The organism is Exiguobacterium sp. KRL4 (assembly GCF_001870785.1).
Taxonomy (GTDB): domain Bacteria; phylum Bacillota; class Bacilli; order Exiguobacteriales; family Exiguobacteriaceae; genus Exiguobacterium_A.
The window spans coordinates 246,894-264,128 of record NZ_MOLV01000004.1; the positions used below are offsets into that span (position 1 = coordinate 246,894).

Consider the following 17,235-nt stretch of genomic DNA (forward strand, 5'->3'; position numbering starts at 1 on the left):
GGGATTATTTCAGATGAAAAAGAAGTCACTTCTCGCATTAGCAGCAACAGGTTTAGCAATGAGTTCGGTACTCGCAGCATGTGGTGGTAACGACGATTCAAAAGATTCAGGCGGCGGTAACGAAAAAGAGGGCTTCAAAGTAGGTATGGTTACAGATACAGGCGGTGTTGATGATAAATCGTTTAACCAATCAGCGTGGGAAGGGATTCAAAAATTCGGTAAAGACAACGACTTAAAAGAAGGTACGGGCTACAAGTACCTCCAGTCGGCAAAACAATCGGATTATCAACCAAACCTTCAACAATTGGCACGTGCGAAATATGACTTGATCCTCGGTATCGGATTCTTGATGGCGGAAGATATCGGTAAAGTAGCAGATCAGTTCAAAGATAACAACTTTGCGCTTGTCGATATGGTCGTTGATAAACCGAACGTCGCTTCAATCGTCTTCAAAGAAAACGAAGGATCGTTCCTCGTGGGTGTTGTCGCTGGTCTGACAACGAAATCAGATAAAGTCGGATTTGTTGGTGGCGTAAACTCTGACTTGATCAAAAAGTTCGAAAACGGATTTAAAGCCGGCGTCAAGGCCGTTAACCCGGATGCGGACATCGAAATTCAATATGCAGAAGATTTCAACGCTGCTGAAAAAGGACAAGCGATCGCGTCAGGCATGTACGGTAAAAAAGTTGACGTCATCTACCACGCTGCTGGCGGAACAGGACAAGGTGTCTTCACAGAAGCGAAAAACCGTAAGAAAAACGGGGAAGATGTTTGGGTAATCGGTGTTGACCGTGACCAAGTCGAAGAAGGTATGCCGGAAAACGTCACGTTGACGTCGATGGTCAAACGTGTTGATACAGCTGTTGAGCAAGTTTCAAAAGATACAAAAGACGGCAACTTCCCAGCTGGTAAAGTCGTAGAGTTTGGTCTGAAAGACGGCGGTGTCGATATTGCGCCTTCACAAGACAACATCAAAGAAGACGTCTTGACAAAAGTGGAAGACTACAAAAAACAAATCATCGATGGCAAGATCACAGTTCCAGGAACTGACGATGAGTTTAAAGAATACGAAGCATCACTGAAATAAACTGGAAGCGGGGGTCGCTAGTACTGCGGCCTCCCCTTTTAAACTAAACATGGGAGTGGATTTTCTTGGAATACGTCATTGAGATGCTAAACATACGAAAAGAGTTTGGCACTTTCGTCGCAAATGATAACATCACGCTCCAGCTTCGGAAAGGTGAGATTCACGCTTTACTTGGTGAAAACGGTGCCGGAAAATCGACGCTGATGAACGTCTTATTTGGTTTGTATCAGCCTGAGGCTGGAGAGATTCGTGTACGTGGTGAAAAAGTGAATATTACGAGTCCAAACGTCGCGAATGATCTTGGAATCGGCATGGTACACCAACATTTCATGCTCGTTCAAAATTTCACGGTAACAGAAAACATCATCTTGGGTGCAGAACCGAAAGCAGGTCTGAAAATCGACCGGGCAGCGGCACGTGAAAAAGTCCGTCAAATTTCAGAACAATACGGTCTTGCCGTCGATCCGGATGCAAAAATTGAAGACATTTCCGTTGGTATGCAACAACGTGTCGAAATTTTAAAGACGTTGTATCGTGGTGCGGACATCTTGATCTTTGATGAGCCATCTGCTGTTTTAACACCACAGGAGATCAAAGAATTGATTCAAATCATGAATCGATTGATTGCGGAAGGGAAATCGATTATATTGATTACCCATAAGTTAAAGGAAATCATGGAAGTGGCCGACCGTTGTACGACGATTCGTCGCGGAAAGTATATCGGAACAGTGGACATCGATGAAACGATGACCCAATCCAGATTAGCTGAGATGATGGTAGGGCGTGAAGTAAACTTTAATGCGGAGTATTCCAAGGCAAATCCACAAGAACTTGTGCTGGATATCAAAGATCTGGTCGTAAAAGACAGCCGAGGCATCAAGACAGTCGATGGATTGAATCTAGATATTCGTGCTGGTGAAATCGTCGGAATCGCAGGGATTGATGGAAATGGACAAACAGAGTTGATTGAAGCCATTACAGGTCTTCGTAAAGCAGACAGCGGCGAGATTTTCCTGAATAACAAATCGATCAAAAACTTGAAACCACGGAAAGTAACAGAATCCGGTGTGGGTCACATTCCACAGGATCGACATAAACATGGTCTTGTATTGGATTATTCAATCGGGCATAACATGGTGTTACAAACGTACTACAAACAACCGTATTCGAAAGCAGGTATCATGAACTACGGTCAGGTCATGGAAAAAGCAAAAACCTTAATCGAGAAGTTCGACGTCCGAACTCCAAGTCCGGAAACATTTGCCCGTGCCTTATCGGGTGGAAATCAGCAAAAGGCAATCATTGCCCGAGAAGTTGACCGTTCACCTGACTTACTGATTGCAGCACAGCCAACACGTGGACTGGATGTCGGAGCGATTGAATTCATTCATGAACAGTTGGTTCTTGAACGGGAAAAAGGCCGAGCTGTTCTGTTGATTTCGTTTGAACTAGAAGAAATTCTTCAAGTTTCAGATCGAATTGCGGTTCTTTATGAAGGTCGAACGGTTGCCTTCCTCGATCCAAAAGAGACAAACGAGATCGAACTAGGATTCTTGATGGCTGGCGGTAAGAAAGAGGAGGTCGGTCGTTCATGAAACTCGAACGTTTTTACGGAATCTTGATTCCGATTCTTTCCATCATTTTAGGGATGGTCGTAGGTGCGATCGTCATGCTGGCTGGTGGGTACAATCCGATTGACGGATTCGATCAATTATTTTACGGGATTTTTGGTGAACCGTACAGCATCGGTGAAACCTTACGAGCTGCTGCTCCTTTGATCTTTGCCGGACTTGCCGTTGCGTTTGCTTTCCGGACAGGACTATTTAACATCGGGGTTGAAGGACAAGTGTTGGTCGGCTGGATGGTTGCCGTCTGGATCGGGATTGAGTTTGATCTCCCGACAGCGATTCACTTGCCGCTCGCACTGATTGGAGCGGGTCTTGCGGGTGCATTATGGGCCTCGATTCCGGGTATCTTAAAAGCAAAATTCCACGTGCACGAAGTTATCACATCAATCATGATGAACTATATCGCCCTATATGTGACGAATGATATTTTACGTCATGTCATCGGGATTGAAAACGAACGGACGGAGTCGGTGAAAGAATCAGCTTCACTTGCTTCACCATTCCTACAAGAATTGACGGATTTCTCACGTCTTCATAACGGAATTTTCATTGCTGTCTTGGCAGCACTCGTCTTTTGGTTCATCCTTTGGAAAACGACGCTCGGTTATGAACTACGGGCAGTTGGTTTCAATAAGAGTGCAGCAGAATATGCCGGTATGGGTGTTAACAAGAACATTGTTCTCTCATTCGTCATCTCAGGCGTGTTCGCAGGTCTTGCTGGTGCGATGGAAGGGTTAGGGACGTTCCAAAACATGACGTTGAATGCCTCGTTCACGGGCGTCGGATTTGACGGGATTGCCGTTGCCTTACTGGGTGCGAACAATCCAATCGGTGTTGTTCTTGCCGCCTTACTGTTTGCGGGTCTCAATATCGGTGGTCTGTCCATGCAACAGATTGGCATCCCACCTGAATTAATTAAAATCATCATTGCGTTTATCATCATCTTTGTCGCTTCTGGTTACGCGATCCGTCTCTTAATTGAGAAGTTTACGGTCAAAAAAACAGAAGCCAAAAAAGTGAAAGGAGCCGATAAATAATGGGCTTTCTAGAAGTACTTTATATTGTCGTACCAATTGCGCTTGCCTATTCGGCTCCATTAATTATTGCAGCACTTGGTGGAATCTTCAGTGAACGTTCAGGTGTCGTCAACATTGCCCTTGAAGGATTGATGGTCATGGGTGCGTTCTCAGGAATCGTTTCCGCTTTGACGTTGTCAAAAATGGGATTAGGCGCAGCAAGTCCTTGGCTTGCGATGTTAATTGCCATCGTCATCGGAGCAGTCTTCTCCTTGTTCCTTGCGATTCCAGCGATTCTTTTCCGTGCGGATCAGACAGTTCTTGGAGTAGCCATCAACATGTTGGCGGTAGGTCTGGCGATTTTCCTTGTCCGTGCCTTTTATGGTAAAGGACAAACGGATTCGATTCCGAATCGGATTTCGAAAGAAAATGTGCCATTCTTATCGGATATTCCGGTCCTCAAAATGTTTTTTGCAAACGTTTATTACACATCGTACATTGCGATTGCGTTAGCGTTCGTCGCTTGGTATGTCATCTTTAAGACACCGTTTGGTCTTCGTCTCCGTTCAGTCGGTGAACATCCGATGGCGGCGGATACGATGGGAATCAATGTTACGAAAATGCGTTTCATCGGTGTCATGATTTCCGGTGGATTCGGCGGACTCGCCGGTGCAGTTTATGCGACGTCGATTTCATTGAACTTTAGTGTGACGACGATTCTCGGACAAGGATTCTTAGCCATTGCGGCAATGATTTTCGGAAAATGGAATCCACTTGGAGCGATGGGTGCTGCCCTATTCTTCGGTTTCGCGCAGGCGATTTCGATTATCGGACAACAGTTGCCGCTACTCGACCAAATTCCACAAGTCTACTTGTTGATTGCACCGTACTTGCTGACGATCCTTGCACTTGCTGGTGTTGTGGGACGAGCCGATGCACCAAAAGCTGTCGGTGTACCCTACATCAAAGGGAAACGTTAAAGCTAGTTTTATAAGAGCATCAAGCCATAGTTTTTCTGTGGTTTGATGCTCTTTTTTTATTTAAACGAAAAAACGATACAACCTGTAAAGGTCGTATCGTCAGAATAGATGTTTATTCGTATTTGAGGGCATCGCCTTCAAATGATTCATCGGCTACTTTAATCGAATCCGTTGGGCATCCTTCAAAAGCATCAATCATATCGTCAAACAATGCTTCTGGAATTTCAGCAGTTCCCTTGTTATCATCTAAAATAACGTATGCCAATCCCTCATCGTCGTAATCATAAATATCAGGGGCAGCTGCGCCGCAAGCACCACATGCGATACATGTGTCTTTGTCAACAATTGTAAATTTAGCCATCGGTCATTCTCCTCTCTATTCGAAAACATTGGAAACTAAGTACTGTTCTCCTCTATAAGTCATTGTATCGGACTCATGCACGCTTTTCAATGAGGAAGAGGTAGAAGTATGTAGAGAACTGTTTTGTTTAAGGGAAAGTGTCGACCAGTTCTTGTTCATTTTATTCAAAATGGCGAATTTGTAAGTAGAACTGTAAAATAAGAGCGAACGAACGAAATGCATCTCGATCAAATGGAAACAAGGTCGGGAGAGCTGTTGCTGACTCTACGAAGGGAGGATTCATATGGAGCGGACAGTGTTACGACAAGTTGTGATGGAAGCGATCATTCGGTTACGAAACGAACGGACGGATCGGAGTTTATTTCATATTTTTCAAGGGAAACGATCAGCGACGTCTTTGCAGGATGCTCATTTTTATGGATTAGAGTCCGTTTTTGGAATGCTCCCTCTAAAAAAAGAGCGGTTTGAACAAGTATTACGAGAACTAGAACAGGCTGGCTGGATTAGGCAGGAACAGACGTTAATCGTAACTGAATCTGGACAACGTCAAGTCAGTAGCCCGTTTTTAGTAGACGAGTTGGGGGGAGAACTGCGCGGATATCCGATTTTATTATGGAAACGAGTCAGTTTGTTGATCCAAACCATCATCTGTCTAGAGCAACAAACTTTTTTTGTTCCCGTCCAACAGGATAGTGGTGTGAAGGAATGGGTTCGAAAACAAGTGAAGCAACTACCAAAACGAGCAATCTGGATGAGGGAAATCCATCAGGAACTAGAAATCGCCTTCAGTCAGCTGACGGAACGGGAAGCAACCCTGATCAGTTATCGTCTGTCCGGACAAAAAACAGGATTATCGTTTCCGCAACTCAGTGAAAGGTTAGGGACGGATCTGCTTTCACTCCAACTGGAATTCGTGATGGCATGGCGAAAATGTTTACGTGTATTACCAGAGGCCGGTCTGATTTTATCCTTAGGTACGGATATCGATCAGACAAGGATGACCCAGTCGGCAAAAAAAACATGGGAGATGCTCAAACAAGGCTATTCGGTTCAACAAATTGCGGAACGACGTCGGTTGAAAAAAAGTACGATGGAAGATCATTTAGTAGAAATGGCAATGTATGCCCCGGTTTTCCCGATCGATCAGTTTTTATCCGCTGAGGCATACGAAGAAGTAGTGATAGTATCCGATCATTTGGGAACATTCTCTTTGAAGCGCATCAAACAAGAATTGACACAGGAAATTGATTATTTTCAAATCCGCGTCGCATTAGCAAGGAAGGTGGTCAATCGATGATGGAAGAAGTATTAAAACAAGTTTTTCGATACGATCATTTTCGTGCTGGTCAACAACCCATCATTGAGTCCGTTCTTGCAGGTCAAGACACGGTTGCGATTTTGCCGACTGGCGGGGGGAAGTCAGTGTGTTATCAGTTGCCGTCATATCTGCAGCCGGATGGTTTGACATTGATTTTGTCGCCCCTTCTTTCATTGATCGAGGATCAAGTCATGCAAATCAAAAGTCGTGGCGAACGAGCTGTCGCCAAGTTGACGTCGCTTGAGACTCGGGAACAAAAAGAACACATCCTGCACCATCTCGACCGGTTACGTTATTTATACTTGTCACCTGAACAGTTAGCGGTTCCACAAATCAAACGGCGTTTGGCGGAAGTTAAGATCAATCTATTCGTCGTCGATGAAGCACATTGCATCTCGCAGTGGGGACATGAGTTCAGGACGGACTATGCGAAATTAGGCCATGTCCGGCAGCAACTGGGGAATCCGCCGTGTTTGGCCTTGACGGCAACAGCAACAGATCAAGTGGAACAAGACATCATAGAAGGACTGGCGTTACGTCAGCCGACACGAATCCGTCATTCGGTCAATCGCCCGGAAATTCAGTTGATTGTCAAACAGACTGAACAAGCGGATAAAGATCTTGTATTAGAAGAACAGTTAAAAATGGTCGAGCGACCTTGCGTCATCTATACGACGACACGTAAAGAGGCAGAACGCATCGCAAAACTCGTTACGAATGCAGTTTATTATCATGCAGGTCTTGAAGCGGAAGATCGCCAATTGATTCAACAACAATTTCTACATGATGAAATTGACTGCCTCGTTTGTACAAGTGCCTTCGGAATGGGGGTCAATAAAGCGAATGTCCGGACGGTCATTCATTATACGATGCCGGCGACGATTGAAGCTTACATGCAAGAAATCGGACGAGCTGGTCGAGATGGTCAACCATCGACAGCCATCTTGTTGTACGCACCGGGTGACCAGCGTCTGCAACAGTTTTTAGTAGAAAAACAGTATGCACCGTCTTTATGGATTGATCAAGTGGCACGGGGACGTGTCCAGAATGATTCGTTTGAAATAATCGAACGACGTTTTGGTTTGAATGCGGATGATCCGGCGTATCGTTTGCTAAAAACGCAACTGATGGACGGGAAAACGCGTGCCGAGATCATCGACTGGCAAGAAAATCGAAAAAAAATACGTTTACGTGAACTTATGCAAATGATAAATTATATTCAAAATACGTTTTGTCGCCGAACCTTCATCTTAAACCATTTTGGTGAAGACCCCATTATTCAGGACCGGTGTTGTGACAACTGCGGTACGCTTACGGTAGCCGGACCCATCAGTCATGTCGAGCAAGACCAACTGAACTGGAGGCGCCGATTAGAAGAAGTCTTTTTTTCATCCCACCATTCAGTGTAAACTAATAGTATTCCTTATTTTTTAGAAAAGGTGATGAAATTGAGTAAACACGATCAACGAAAAAATCGGCAAGAAGAACAACGGATGACCTTACCTCCACGTTCATCAAGAATCGAGCACGTGCGTAACGAACGCTTCAAACAACCATTTGCTAAAAATCCACTTGCGATCACACTGACGGTTTTGATGATTACGATCATCATCGCCTTTGTCTCTATCGGTTTCATGATGTAAGTGCACATTGTGAACGGAGATTTTTTTCCTTTACGGGTATACTAAAAGGAAGAAGAAAGGAGGCACGGTGCATGGATCGTGGGAAATACAATATCAAAGCAGTTGCTGCATTGGTGGGACTCAATCCGACGACCATTCGTGCTTGGGAACGGCGGTATCAAGTTCTGGATCCAGATCGTAGTGAATCGGGTCATCGTATTTATAGTGATAATGATGTCGCCAAGCTACGCTGGATCGTCGATAAACAAAAAGAGGGGTTATCCGTTTCAAAAGCCATTCAATTATATGAAATGCCAGTAAACCGAACGGAAGTCCCAATGGATTACGGAATCGAACTGCGTGATCAACTGTTTGAGGCGCTGACGAATTTCGAAGAACGGCATGCCCATGATATCATGAACAAAGCCTTTTCCATGTTTAGCTTTGATAAAGTGATTCAAGACATCGTGGGTCCTTTGTTACATGAAATCGGGACGAAGTGGGAACAAGGGGCGATTACGATCGCCCATGAACATTTTGCGACAGCTTTCTTACGGGCTCGTCTCTCTACCTTATCTCTTCAAATGCCAATCAATCCTTTTTTGCCACGAATCTTATGTGTGTGTGCACCGGAGGAGGAACATGAACTCGGGTTACTTTTTTTTACACTCTTTTTACGGCAGTCCGGATTTGACGTCATTTTTCTTGGCGCAGGAATTCCGGTACCGGATCTTGTGACAGTGACCAAACAATTGACGCCTCGGGCAGTTGTCCTTTCCTGTACGGTTTCGGACCATTTAGACGATTTGGATGAAGCAATCGCTGAAATTCAAAGCAACGTCCCACAAACGGAGATTGGTTTAGGTGGCTACGCTGTCGATCAGCATCCAGAAAAATACGGGGATCTGTTACTTGGATCGGATGATCGTGCCTGGAAAAGTTGGTTAAGTCGACTCACCCCGACAACTGGTGTATAGTGTGTGACATATCGAACGGAGAGCTTCTGTACTCTGCCGAGTGACTGGAGGAGTCTAAGATGAGGTTTGAACAATTTAAACAAGGGCATTTGCGGGTCTTCGTGTCAAAACAAGAATTATCGGTGCATGACGTGCGACCAGAAACGTTAGCTGTCGGAAAAGGACAAGCCTTACTACGAAACTTATTAGAAGAAGCAGAGTCTAATTACGGCTTTCATGCTGTCGGGACACTTGACTTTTTTGTGACGTTTTTCCCGAACGATGGAATGTTGGTGGATGTCCGGCGTGATGGTGTCATGCCGGAAGAAACATTTGAAGAGTTTGATCAAGTGGAGATTCGGATGACGGTTGATATCGTTCACCATGTCTTGTATCAACTCGACAAGTTCGAAGACGTCATCCAGGCTAGCCATGGTCTGGTTCGTCATATCAAGCAAACAGAAACGGGTGGAGCACTCTATTTCTTTGAAGGACGTTATTATTTGTATTTCCAGGAACAAATGAAACAACAGGTCGAGCAAACCATGACGACGATTTTATCGGAATATGGAACACCAAGTCCGAAAAGTCCCCTTGTCATGGCAGAATACGGGAAGGTGATTATGTCAGAAGACGCAATCACGACTATAACAACAACATTTACACCTTGACGTCTGGCACTGATTTTGATCGTGATACCGTCATTGTGTATATAAAAAGTCACTTCACCGAATGGATTCGGGAAGTGATTTTTTATGTGCCTTGATGACCATTGCGACCATTTTGTGTTTTTTCGAATAAAAAGTGGTGGTATGATAAGCATTGAACGTAAGATGAGGGAGTGAACATAATGAAAGTGGCAGTATTGTTTGGCGGGATCTCTGGTGAACGTGAAGTTTCATTAAATAGCGGGAAGTCCGTAATTGATGCACTAGAAAGCAAAGGGCACGATGTCATAGCCGTTGATTTTCATCCAGAGCGTGCGGAAGACATCTTGAATCTAAAAGTAGAAGTGGCTGTTATCGCACTTCATGGTAAGTTTGGTGAGGACGGTCGTGTTCAAGCGTTACTTGAGATGGCGGGAATTCCGTATACAGGATCTGGTGTGTTGGCTTCAGCACTAGCGATGGACAAAGCGCGTTCGAAAGTTCATTTCGAAAAAGCGGGCATCCGGATCGCACGTGATGTATTGATTGAGCGTGGGGACGATATTGAGCAGAAAATCGCTTTGTGGAACGGTCAGTTCCCGTGTGTCGTCAAACCAGCACAAGAAGGATCATCAAATGGCTTGACGATCGCCATGGATGAACAGATGCTTCGTCAAGGAATTGACCTTGCATTTACGGCGGATGAAGCAGTTTTGATTGAACAATTCATCAAGGGTCGTGAAGTGACCGTCCCTGTGCTCGGTACTAAGGGTGAAGAAAAAGCCTTGCCGGTCATCGAAATCATTCCGAAAAATGAATTTTATGATTATGAATCGAAATATGCAATCGGTGGATCGGAACATATCTGTCCGGCACAATTTGACGAAGCGACGACGCAGACGTTACAAGACTGGGCGGTTCTTGCGCATCAAGTACTCGGTTGTGCAGGCTATTCGCGGACGGACTTCCTTGTGCCAGAATCAGGACAACCTGTGATTTTAGAAACGAATACGTTGCCTGGTATGACGGCAACAAGTCTATTCCCGGATGGTGCACGTGCTGTTGGGATCGACTATCCAGAACTCGTGGAGACGTTTATGGAGCTGGCAATTTCTCGACACCGGAGCGGGACTGAGAACAAAAAATAATAGAAATGAAGTAGATGGTAGAAAGCGCTTACAAATATAGTGGGAACCCCTTTCATTACGGCTCGGAAAAAGGTATACTTTATCCGAACAAGGAAACGGCATAGGGGATGCCACTTATGGGGAGGAACGTTGGAATGATCACTGACCAACAACACGCAAATCATCGCAAGAATGTACTCGAGGCAACACAGGAAATCGTCAAGGAAGCACTTGAAAAACTTGGTTATCCAGACGAGATGTACGAACTGTTAAAAGAACCACTTCGGATGTTGACGGTTCGGATTCCGGTTCGGATGGATGATGGATCGACTAAAATCTTTACGGGTTACCGGGCGCAACACAATGATGCCGTCGGTCCGACAAAAGGTGGAATCCGTTTTCATCCAAACGTAACGGAAGTCGAAGTCAAAGCATTGTCTGTCTGGATGAGTTTAAAAGCAGGAATCGTCGATTTACCGTATGGTGGTGGTAAGGGTGGTATCATTTGTGATCCACGTGAGATGAGTTTCCGTGAGATTGAACGATTGAGTCGTGGATACGTCCGCGCAATCAGTCAAATCGTTGGTCCAACAAAAGATATTCCGGCACCAGACGTCTTTACGAACTCACAAATCATGGCTTGGATGATGGATGAATATAGCCGCATTGATGAATTCAATTCGCCAGGCTTCATAACAGGGAAACCACTTGTCCTTGGGGGTTCACATGGTCGAGAGACAGCGACAGCAAAAGGTGTCGCAATCATGATCCGAGAAGCAGCCGCGAAAAAAGGAATCACGTTAGAAGGGGCACGCGTCGTCGTGCAAGGATTCGGGAATGCGGGTAGCTTTTTATCGAAGTTCATGCATGATCTAGGAGCAAAAGTCATCGGCATCAGTGATGCGTATGGAGCGTTACATGATCCAAATGGTTTAGACATTCCATATCTACTCGATCGCCGGGACTCATTTGGGACGGTTACGACGCTCTTTAAGAATACGATTTCGAATAAAGAACTGTTAGAACTCGAATGTGATATTCTTGTTCCGGCAGCCATCGAAAATCAAATTACAGAAGACAATGCCCATGACATTAAAGCAAGTATCGTCGTCGAAGCGGCGAACGGACCTACGACTAACGAAGCGACGAAGATTCTAGCGGAACGGGACATCTTGATTGTCCCAGACGTGCTCGCATCGAGTGGTGGCGTGACCGTTTCATACTTCGAATGGGTACAAAATAATCAAGGGTACTATTGGACAGAGGAAGAAGTCCATGAAAAGCTAGAAAAAGTACTCGTGAATTCCTTTAATCAAGTCTATCAAACCGCCCAGACCCGCAATGTAGATATGCGACTAGCTGCTTACATGGTAGGTGTTCGCAAAATGGCGGAAGCGTCACGTTTCCGTGGTTGGGTCTAACGTTATCGCAGCTCACTTCGTTTAGGAGTGGGCTTTTTTTATGGGTTATTTCTTTCTTCGACTAGAAAGATTTGCTAAGATGGTAAAAAAGCAAGTGGAAGAGGCGAAAGACATATGTTGGATTGTATCATTATCGGTGCAGGCCCTTGTGGGTTATCGGCTGCGATCGAAATGCAAGATCGTGGTCTATCCGTTGAAGTGATCGAAAAAGGAAACATCGTGGAGGCCATCTATCAATACCCGACCCATCAAACCTTTTTTTCGAGTAGTGAAAAACTAGAAATCGGTGGAGTTCCTTTTATCAATAAAGAATTAAAGCCAAGACGTCAAGATGCGCTCGTCTATTACCGTGAAGTCGTCCGGCGTAAAGGGATTACCATTCGACCATTTGAGACGGTTCAACAGATTCGCCGAATCGAAGAGGGGTTCGAAGTGATTTCGTTACGTGGCGTACAGACGATGAAGCGGACGGCACAGGCAGTTGTTCTTGCGACCGGCTACTACGGGCTACCGAATAAGATGGATGTCCCAGGGGAAGACTTGTCACATGTCTTCCATTACTTCAAAGAAGGCCATCCGTTTTATGGACAGGACGTCGTTGTGATCGGTGGGAAAAATTCCAGCGTCGATGCAGCGATCGAGCTAGAAAAAGCCGGTGCCCGTGTGACGATGCTTTATCGAGGCGAAAATTATAGTCCTTCGATTAAACCATGGGTGCTTCCGAACTTCGAATCACTCGTGCGGGCAGAAAAAGTAAAGATGATTTTTGATGCGACGATCGAAGAGATTACACCGGCAGATGTCGTCTATTCGGTCGATGGAGAACCTGTAGCTGTACCAGCGGATTTCGTATTTGCGATGACAGGCTATACACCAGATATCGGATTGTTTGCTGATGCGGGGGTCGCCATTGATCCGGAGACCGGGGTTCCGACCTATGACGAAGAGACGATGGAATCGAATGTTACAGGTATCTATATTGCGGGAGTCGTCGCAGCAGGATACGATGCCAACAAAATTTTTATCGAAAATGGCCGGTTCCACGGAGAACTGATCGCGACTAGTTTAGTCGGTCGCCTTGAACGGATGACGGCACGTCCGTAACTACGAAAAAGGAGCAACATCCAGTCGATCCGGATGTTGCTCCTTTTTCATGTGGATATGGTGACGAGATTTATTCAACTTGAAAAGAGTGTTCGAGATCTTGATGGTTGGCTTCGATTTCTAACTCGATCATGAGCTTGAGACGTGCTTTTTGTGAGTTTAATCCGTTTGAGAAAATCAATCCGAGTTCTTTTAGTTGTTGGCCGCCCCCTACATAACCATAGACATCTTGGACAATCCCGTTAAAGCAACGGCTGACAATGACAATTGGCATTTGTTCGGTCAGTGTCCGAATCGCTTCGACTAACCCAGGTGGGACATTTCCCTGACCCAGTACTTCTAAGACAAGACCATCGTATCCGAGTTCACCAACAGCGAGCAGTAAATCAGGCTCCATTCCCGCATATACCTTTAAGACAGCGACTCGTTTGCTTAATCGTCTGATCATATGCGTTGGTTTTAGAAGCGGTGTATTAAATAAGTAAACGTGGTCTTTTGTGACCATGCCTAAGTTTCCGAAGTGGACGGATTTAAAGGTGTCGACAGAAGACGTATGGGTTTTCGTGACGTTGAAAGCAGAGTGGATTTCTCCGTTGAAGACGACGAGTACACCTTTGCCCTTGGCGGCATCGCTGACAGCAACGCGCAAAGCCGTAATCAAGTTGAATTCACCATCTGAGCCGACTTCGTTCGACGACCGCATCGCTCCGGTCAGAACAATCGGGATCGGTGCACCAATCGTCAGCTGAAGAAAATACGCCGTTTCCTCCAAAGTATCCGTTCCGTGTGTAATGACGACACCGTCATACCCGGACTGGAGTTCTTCCTTGATGAAGTGAGCAAGCCGTAACATGATATCCGGTGTGATGTGCGGAGACGGTAGATTGGCAAAGTGGCGTGTCGTGATGTCGGCGATATCCGTCGCCCGTGGTAATGAGGCATCAAGTGGATTAATATCGTTTGGTAAAACATGTCCGGAATGATTTTGAGCCATCGCGATGGTTCCTCCGGTATGAATCAAAAGTAGTTTTTTCATATCAGTGTTGTCGTTGAGTAACAGACAACTTTCACCTTCTTTCCTGTCCTTTTCATTAACATTGTATCCTTTTTTTGCAGAGATACAACGGGTGCGGTTTTCTTTTTCTGCAGAAACCTTTATTCTAAAAGAATAGGAAGGGGGGAGGAGACGTGTTACCAATCGTTTTCTCAGGAATTGCCCCAGGAATTGCGTTATTGACATACTTTTACTTACGACATGAACACGAATCAGAACCCGTTGGTTACATCCTACGTAGTTTTATTTTCGGGATACTACTTGTATTTCCTTTAATGTTCATCGATTACATCATTCAAAGTGAATTCGGAGGACCGGAGTCTATCCAATTGATTCGTTCGGCCGTGACCGAAGAGTTCGCGAAATGGTTTGTTGTTTTTTATACGGTTTATATCCATCAACGCTTTAATGATTATTATGATGGGATCATTTATGCGGTAGCCTGTTCGTTAGGATTTGCGACACTCGAAAATATTTTATATTTGATGGTCAATGGAACGGTGGAACATATGATTTTCCGTGCGTTGTTGCCGGTCTCTGGGCACGCTTTATTTGCTGTCATCATGGGATTTTTTATGGGGAAGGCTAAATTTTCAACGCATCCCTATCGCTGGTTAGGTTTATCGATCATCGTCCCGATGATTGCGCACACAACCTTTAATTTGTTAATATTGGAAAATGGTGGTATTTCTTTCGTGCCGATTTTGTTTATGATCATCTTGTGGATTGTCGGCCTGTATCAAATTCGAAGTGCCAATCGTTTGAATCAACGTTATAACAGAAAAAGTAATTGAATAGAACGGACTGGGAGAGAGTGACATGATACAAACTGGGGATTTAGTAATGTTAACCAATCAAGAGAATCGTCAAGGACGGACGAAAGTGACTGCAGTGACGAATCGGCTGATCTGGATCGAAGCACCAAGTGAAGTGGCGACGTTAAAAACGTTCATCTTATCAGATCACGAACAAGTCGGCTTTTACTTTTTTAAAGAAAAAGGAAAGCTGTATGGATTTGAGACCGAAGTCGTCGAGCGTCAAAATGATCCTCTGCGTGGCCAAAGGTATGCCTTAAGACGACCAAAAGAAGAACTGGTCCAACGTGTTCAGCGGCGGCAGTTCGTCCGCGTACCACAATTGTTGGATGTGGCGGTTCATCCACATAAAACGGGGTTCGAACCGTTTACATCCGTGACACTCGACTTATCAGCAGGGGGAATCTTAGTACTCGCGAGTCAGATCCCGATTCAGGTTAAAGAGGAACTGGAACTAACATTTTTATTACCGACGGGTGATGGAACGACACATACGGTGGATGTCTTAGCCGAGTTAGTGCGAGTCGACCCTAGAGAAACGCGTTATGAACTCGCGTTTCAATTCACACGGATCAATGATCGGAGTCGTGAACTTGTCTTACGACATTGTTATCAAACCCAGATGAAAAATTCTCGACGGGGAACGAATCCATTCACGTGAGTACAAATTTTTGCTATGATAACGGTCGATACTATACACCATATGAGATGGTGAACACGGAAGGAACGAATCATTCATGAATAACATTCAAATTGCCTTAGACGGACCTGCGGGTGCCGGGAAAAGTACGATCGCAAAACAATTGGCGGCACATCTTGATTATGTCTATATCGATACAGGGGCGATGTATCGTGCAGTGACACTCGCTGCGTTAGAGCAAGGTCTTAATTTAGAAGATGGACAGGTGCTTGGAGAATTGATGCAATCACTTGATATCCGTCTGACGCCGGGCGATCAGGGACAACGTGTATTCATCGGCGACCGTGAAGTCACAGAAGCGATTCGAACAAACGAAGTGACGAATAATGTGTCGTTTGTTGCGCGTCAAGCAGAAGTGCGTTCTGCACTCGTCATTGCGCAACGTAAACTCGCAGAACATGGTGGTATCGTCATGGACGGTCGTGACATCGGAACAGTTGTCTTGCCAGATGCAGAATTAAAAGTCTTTTTGACAGCATCGGTTGAAGAACGGGCGAGTCGACGACATCGAGAAAACAAGTCTCGCGGGATCGACAGCGATTTGAGTTCGCTTCAGGCAGAAATCGCCTTACGCGATAAACGGGATAGTGAACGGACGGTTTCTCCCCTCAAGCAAGCAGATGACGCGATATATCTTGATACGACAGAATTGAACATCGATCAAGTCGTAGCGCGTCTGACGGAACTCGCAGAAGGTGTCCTCAAATGAAACGGAACGAGTTTGTTTATCGTTTAGCACGGTTTATCGTCTTGATCATCGCCAAAACTGTTTTTCGTTTAAAAGTAACGGGAAAAGAAAACATTCCGACAAAAGGATCGTTACTTGTCTGTGCCAATCACAGTTCGAACTGGGACCCGGTTTTTTTAGTCAGTGCGATTCCGACAAGTCGGTCGGTTCGTTACATGGCGAAAGAGGAATTATTTCGTGTGCCCGTCCTTAAACAAATCATGATTTCCGCGGGGACGTATCCAGTCGGACGGGGACAAGGCGACCGACAAGCGTTAAAACGGACGATTGAATTGTTGAATACGGATGAGACGGTCGGAATCTTCCCGGAAGGAACACGTTCTGCGCCTGGTGAATTTACGTCTGCTCAACCAGGTGTTGGTTTTTTTGCTTTACGTTCACCGGCACAGATTTTACCGATCGCGATCATCGGAGATTATCGCCCGTTTCGGCAGATGCGAGTCGTTGTCGGAAAACCGGTTGATATTTCGGATTTAAGAGATCAGCGTGGTGCGGCAAAGGCGATTTCGGAGCGGATTTTGGACGAAATCAAAACCGTCTACTTCAATCATGCGTAATGCCTTGACAAATAGTCAGAATTGTAAGAAGTTAGAAGAAGGATAAACGTATATTCATACGTTTCTTGTACTCATCGTGAGGAGGTTGTGTTGG

At 45.2% G+C, this 17,235-nt stretch carries 18 protein-coding genes; 16 read left to right on the forward strand and 2 right to left on the reverse strand.

The features are described from left to right. Positions 1-13 precede the first annotated feature (13 nt). From BLD48_RS03595 to BLD48_RS03610, 4 genes are all read left to right on the forward strand, one after another. A complete protein-coding gene (locus tag BLD48_RS03595) occupies positions 14-1,087 on the forward strand; it encodes a BMP family lipoprotein (protein ID WP_071498976.1) in 1,074 nt (357 codons plus the stop codon). 65 nt (positions 1,088-1,152) lie between these two features. Beyond that, a complete protein-coding gene (locus BLD48_RS03600) occupies positions 1,153-2,682 on the forward strand; it encodes an ABC transporter ATP-binding protein (RefSeq protein WP_071498977.1) in 1,530 nt (509 codons plus the stop codon). Continuing rightward, positions 2,679-3,752 carry an ABC transporter permease gene (locus tag BLD48_RS03605; protein WP_071498978.1) on the forward strand — a complete coding sequence of 358 codons (1,074 nt, stop codon included), beginning with the start codon at positions 2,679-2,681 and terminating at the stop codon, positions 3,750-3,752. Before BLD48_RS03600 ends, BLD48_RS03605 begins: the two co-directional genes overlap by 4 nt. Next, on the forward strand, positions 3,752-4,711 hold the full coding sequence (locus BLD48_RS03610) for an ABC transporter permease (protein ID WP_014970632.1): 960 nt from the start codon (positions 3,752-3,754) through the stop codon (positions 4,709-4,711). Before BLD48_RS03605 ends, BLD48_RS03610 begins: the two co-directional genes overlap by 1 nt. A gap of 112 nt (positions 4,712-4,823) precedes the next feature. On the opposite strand, the gene BLD48_RS03615 is transcribed toward BLD48_RS03610, so the two are convergent. Then, positions 4,824-5,072: a ferredoxin gene (locus BLD48_RS03615; RefSeq protein WP_012370689.1), complete on the reverse strand. Its 249-nt coding sequence runs from the start codon at positions 5,070-5,072 to the stop codon at positions 4,824-4,826. A 283-nt stretch (positions 5,073-5,355) separates the two neighbouring features. Between BLD48_RS03615 and BLD48_RS03620 the strand changes: the two genes are divergently transcribed. The 8 genes from BLD48_RS03620 to BLD48_RS03655 all read left to right on the forward strand — a co-directional run bounded on the left by BLD48_RS03620 (position 5,356) and on the right by BLD48_RS03655 (position 13,267). Beyond that, positions 5,356-6,369, forward strand: coding sequence for a YpbB family protein (locus BLD48_RS03620; RefSeq protein ID WP_071498979.1), 1,014 nt, complete (start codon positions 5,356-5,358; stop codon positions 6,367-6,369). Continuing rightward, positions 6,366-7,799 carry a RecQ family ATP-dependent DNA helicase gene (locus BLD48_RS03625; RefSeq protein ID WP_071498980.1) on the forward strand — a complete coding sequence of 478 codons (1,434 nt, stop codon included), beginning with the start codon at positions 6,366-6,368 and terminating at the stop codon, positions 7,797-7,799. Before BLD48_RS03620 ends, BLD48_RS03625 begins: the two co-directional genes overlap by 4 nt. Positions 7,800-7,832: 33 nt before the next feature. Continuing rightward, positions 7,833-8,033: a hypothetical protein gene (locus tag BLD48_RS03630; RefSeq protein ID WP_161487690.1), complete on the forward strand. Its 201-nt coding sequence runs from the start codon at positions 7,833-7,835 to the stop codon at positions 8,031-8,033. A 71-nt stretch (positions 8,034-8,104) separates the two neighbouring features. Further along, complete coding sequence (locus tag BLD48_RS03635; RefSeq protein ID WP_071498982.1) at positions 8,105-8,989, forward strand: MerR family transcriptional regulator; 885 nt, start codon at positions 8,105-8,107, stop codon at positions 8,987-8,989. A gap of 59 nt (positions 8,990-9,048) precedes the next feature. Continuing rightward, complete coding sequence (locus BLD48_RS03640) at positions 9,049-9,639, forward strand: adaptor protein MecA (RefSeq protein ID WP_071498983.1); 591 nt, start codon at positions 9,049-9,051, stop codon at positions 9,637-9,639. 179 nt (positions 9,640-9,818) lie between these two features. Then, on the forward strand, positions 9,819-10,763 hold the full coding sequence (locus tag BLD48_RS03645; RefSeq protein WP_071498984.1) for a D-alanine--D-alanine ligase: 945 nt from the start codon (positions 9,819-9,821) through the stop codon (positions 10,761-10,763). 134 nt (positions 10,764-10,897) lie between these two features. Next, complete coding sequence (locus tag BLD48_RS03650) at positions 10,898-12,163, forward strand: Glu/Leu/Phe/Val family dehydrogenase (RefSeq protein WP_014970624.1); 1,266 nt, start codon at positions 10,898-10,900, stop codon at positions 12,161-12,163. Between the two features lie 114 nt (positions 12,164-12,277). Next, a complete protein-coding gene (locus tag BLD48_RS03655) occupies positions 12,278-13,267 on the forward strand; it encodes a YpdA family putative bacillithiol disulfide reductase (protein WP_071498985.1) in 990 nt (329 codons plus the stop codon). 70 nt (positions 13,268-13,337) lie between these two features. Here BLD48_RS03655 and BLD48_RS03660 read toward each other — a convergent pair whose 3' ends face one another. Further along, on the reverse strand, positions 13,338-14,303 hold the full coding sequence (locus tag BLD48_RS03660) for an asparaginase (RefSeq protein ID WP_071498986.1): 966 nt from the start codon (positions 14,301-14,303) through the stop codon (positions 13,338-13,340). A 152-nt stretch (positions 14,304-14,455) separates the two neighbouring features. On the opposite strand from BLD48_RS03660, the gene prsW reads away from it, so the two are divergent. The 4 genes from prsW to BLD48_RS03680 all read left to right on the forward strand — a co-directional run bounded on the left by prsW (position 14,456) and on the right by BLD48_RS03680 (position 17,141). Continuing rightward, the gene (gene prsW, locus BLD48_RS03665; protein WP_071498987.1) at positions 14,456-15,115 is read left to right on the forward strand and encodes a glutamic-type intramembrane protease PrsW; all 660 of its coding nucleotides are present in this window, start codon (positions 14,456-14,458) and stop codon (positions 15,113-15,115) included. Positions 15,116-15,140: 25 nt separating this feature from the next. Then, positions 15,141-15,797, forward strand: coding sequence for a flagellar brake protein (locus BLD48_RS03670; RefSeq protein WP_071498988.1), 657 nt, complete (start codon positions 15,141-15,143; stop codon positions 15,795-15,797). Positions 15,798-15,873: 76 nt separating this feature from the next. Beyond that, positions 15,874-16,545 carry a (d)CMP kinase gene (cmk, locus tag BLD48_RS03675; RefSeq protein ID WP_071498989.1) on the forward strand — a complete coding sequence of 224 codons (672 nt, stop codon included), beginning with the start codon at positions 15,874-15,876 and terminating at the stop codon, positions 16,543-16,545. After that, entirely contained in the window at positions 16,542-17,141 is a 600-nt protein-coding gene (locus BLD48_RS03680) for a lysophospholipid acyltransferase family protein (protein WP_071498990.1), read from the forward strand. Before cmk ends, BLD48_RS03680 begins: the two co-directional genes overlap by 4 nt. Positions 17,142-17,235: the final 94 nt, after the last annotated feature.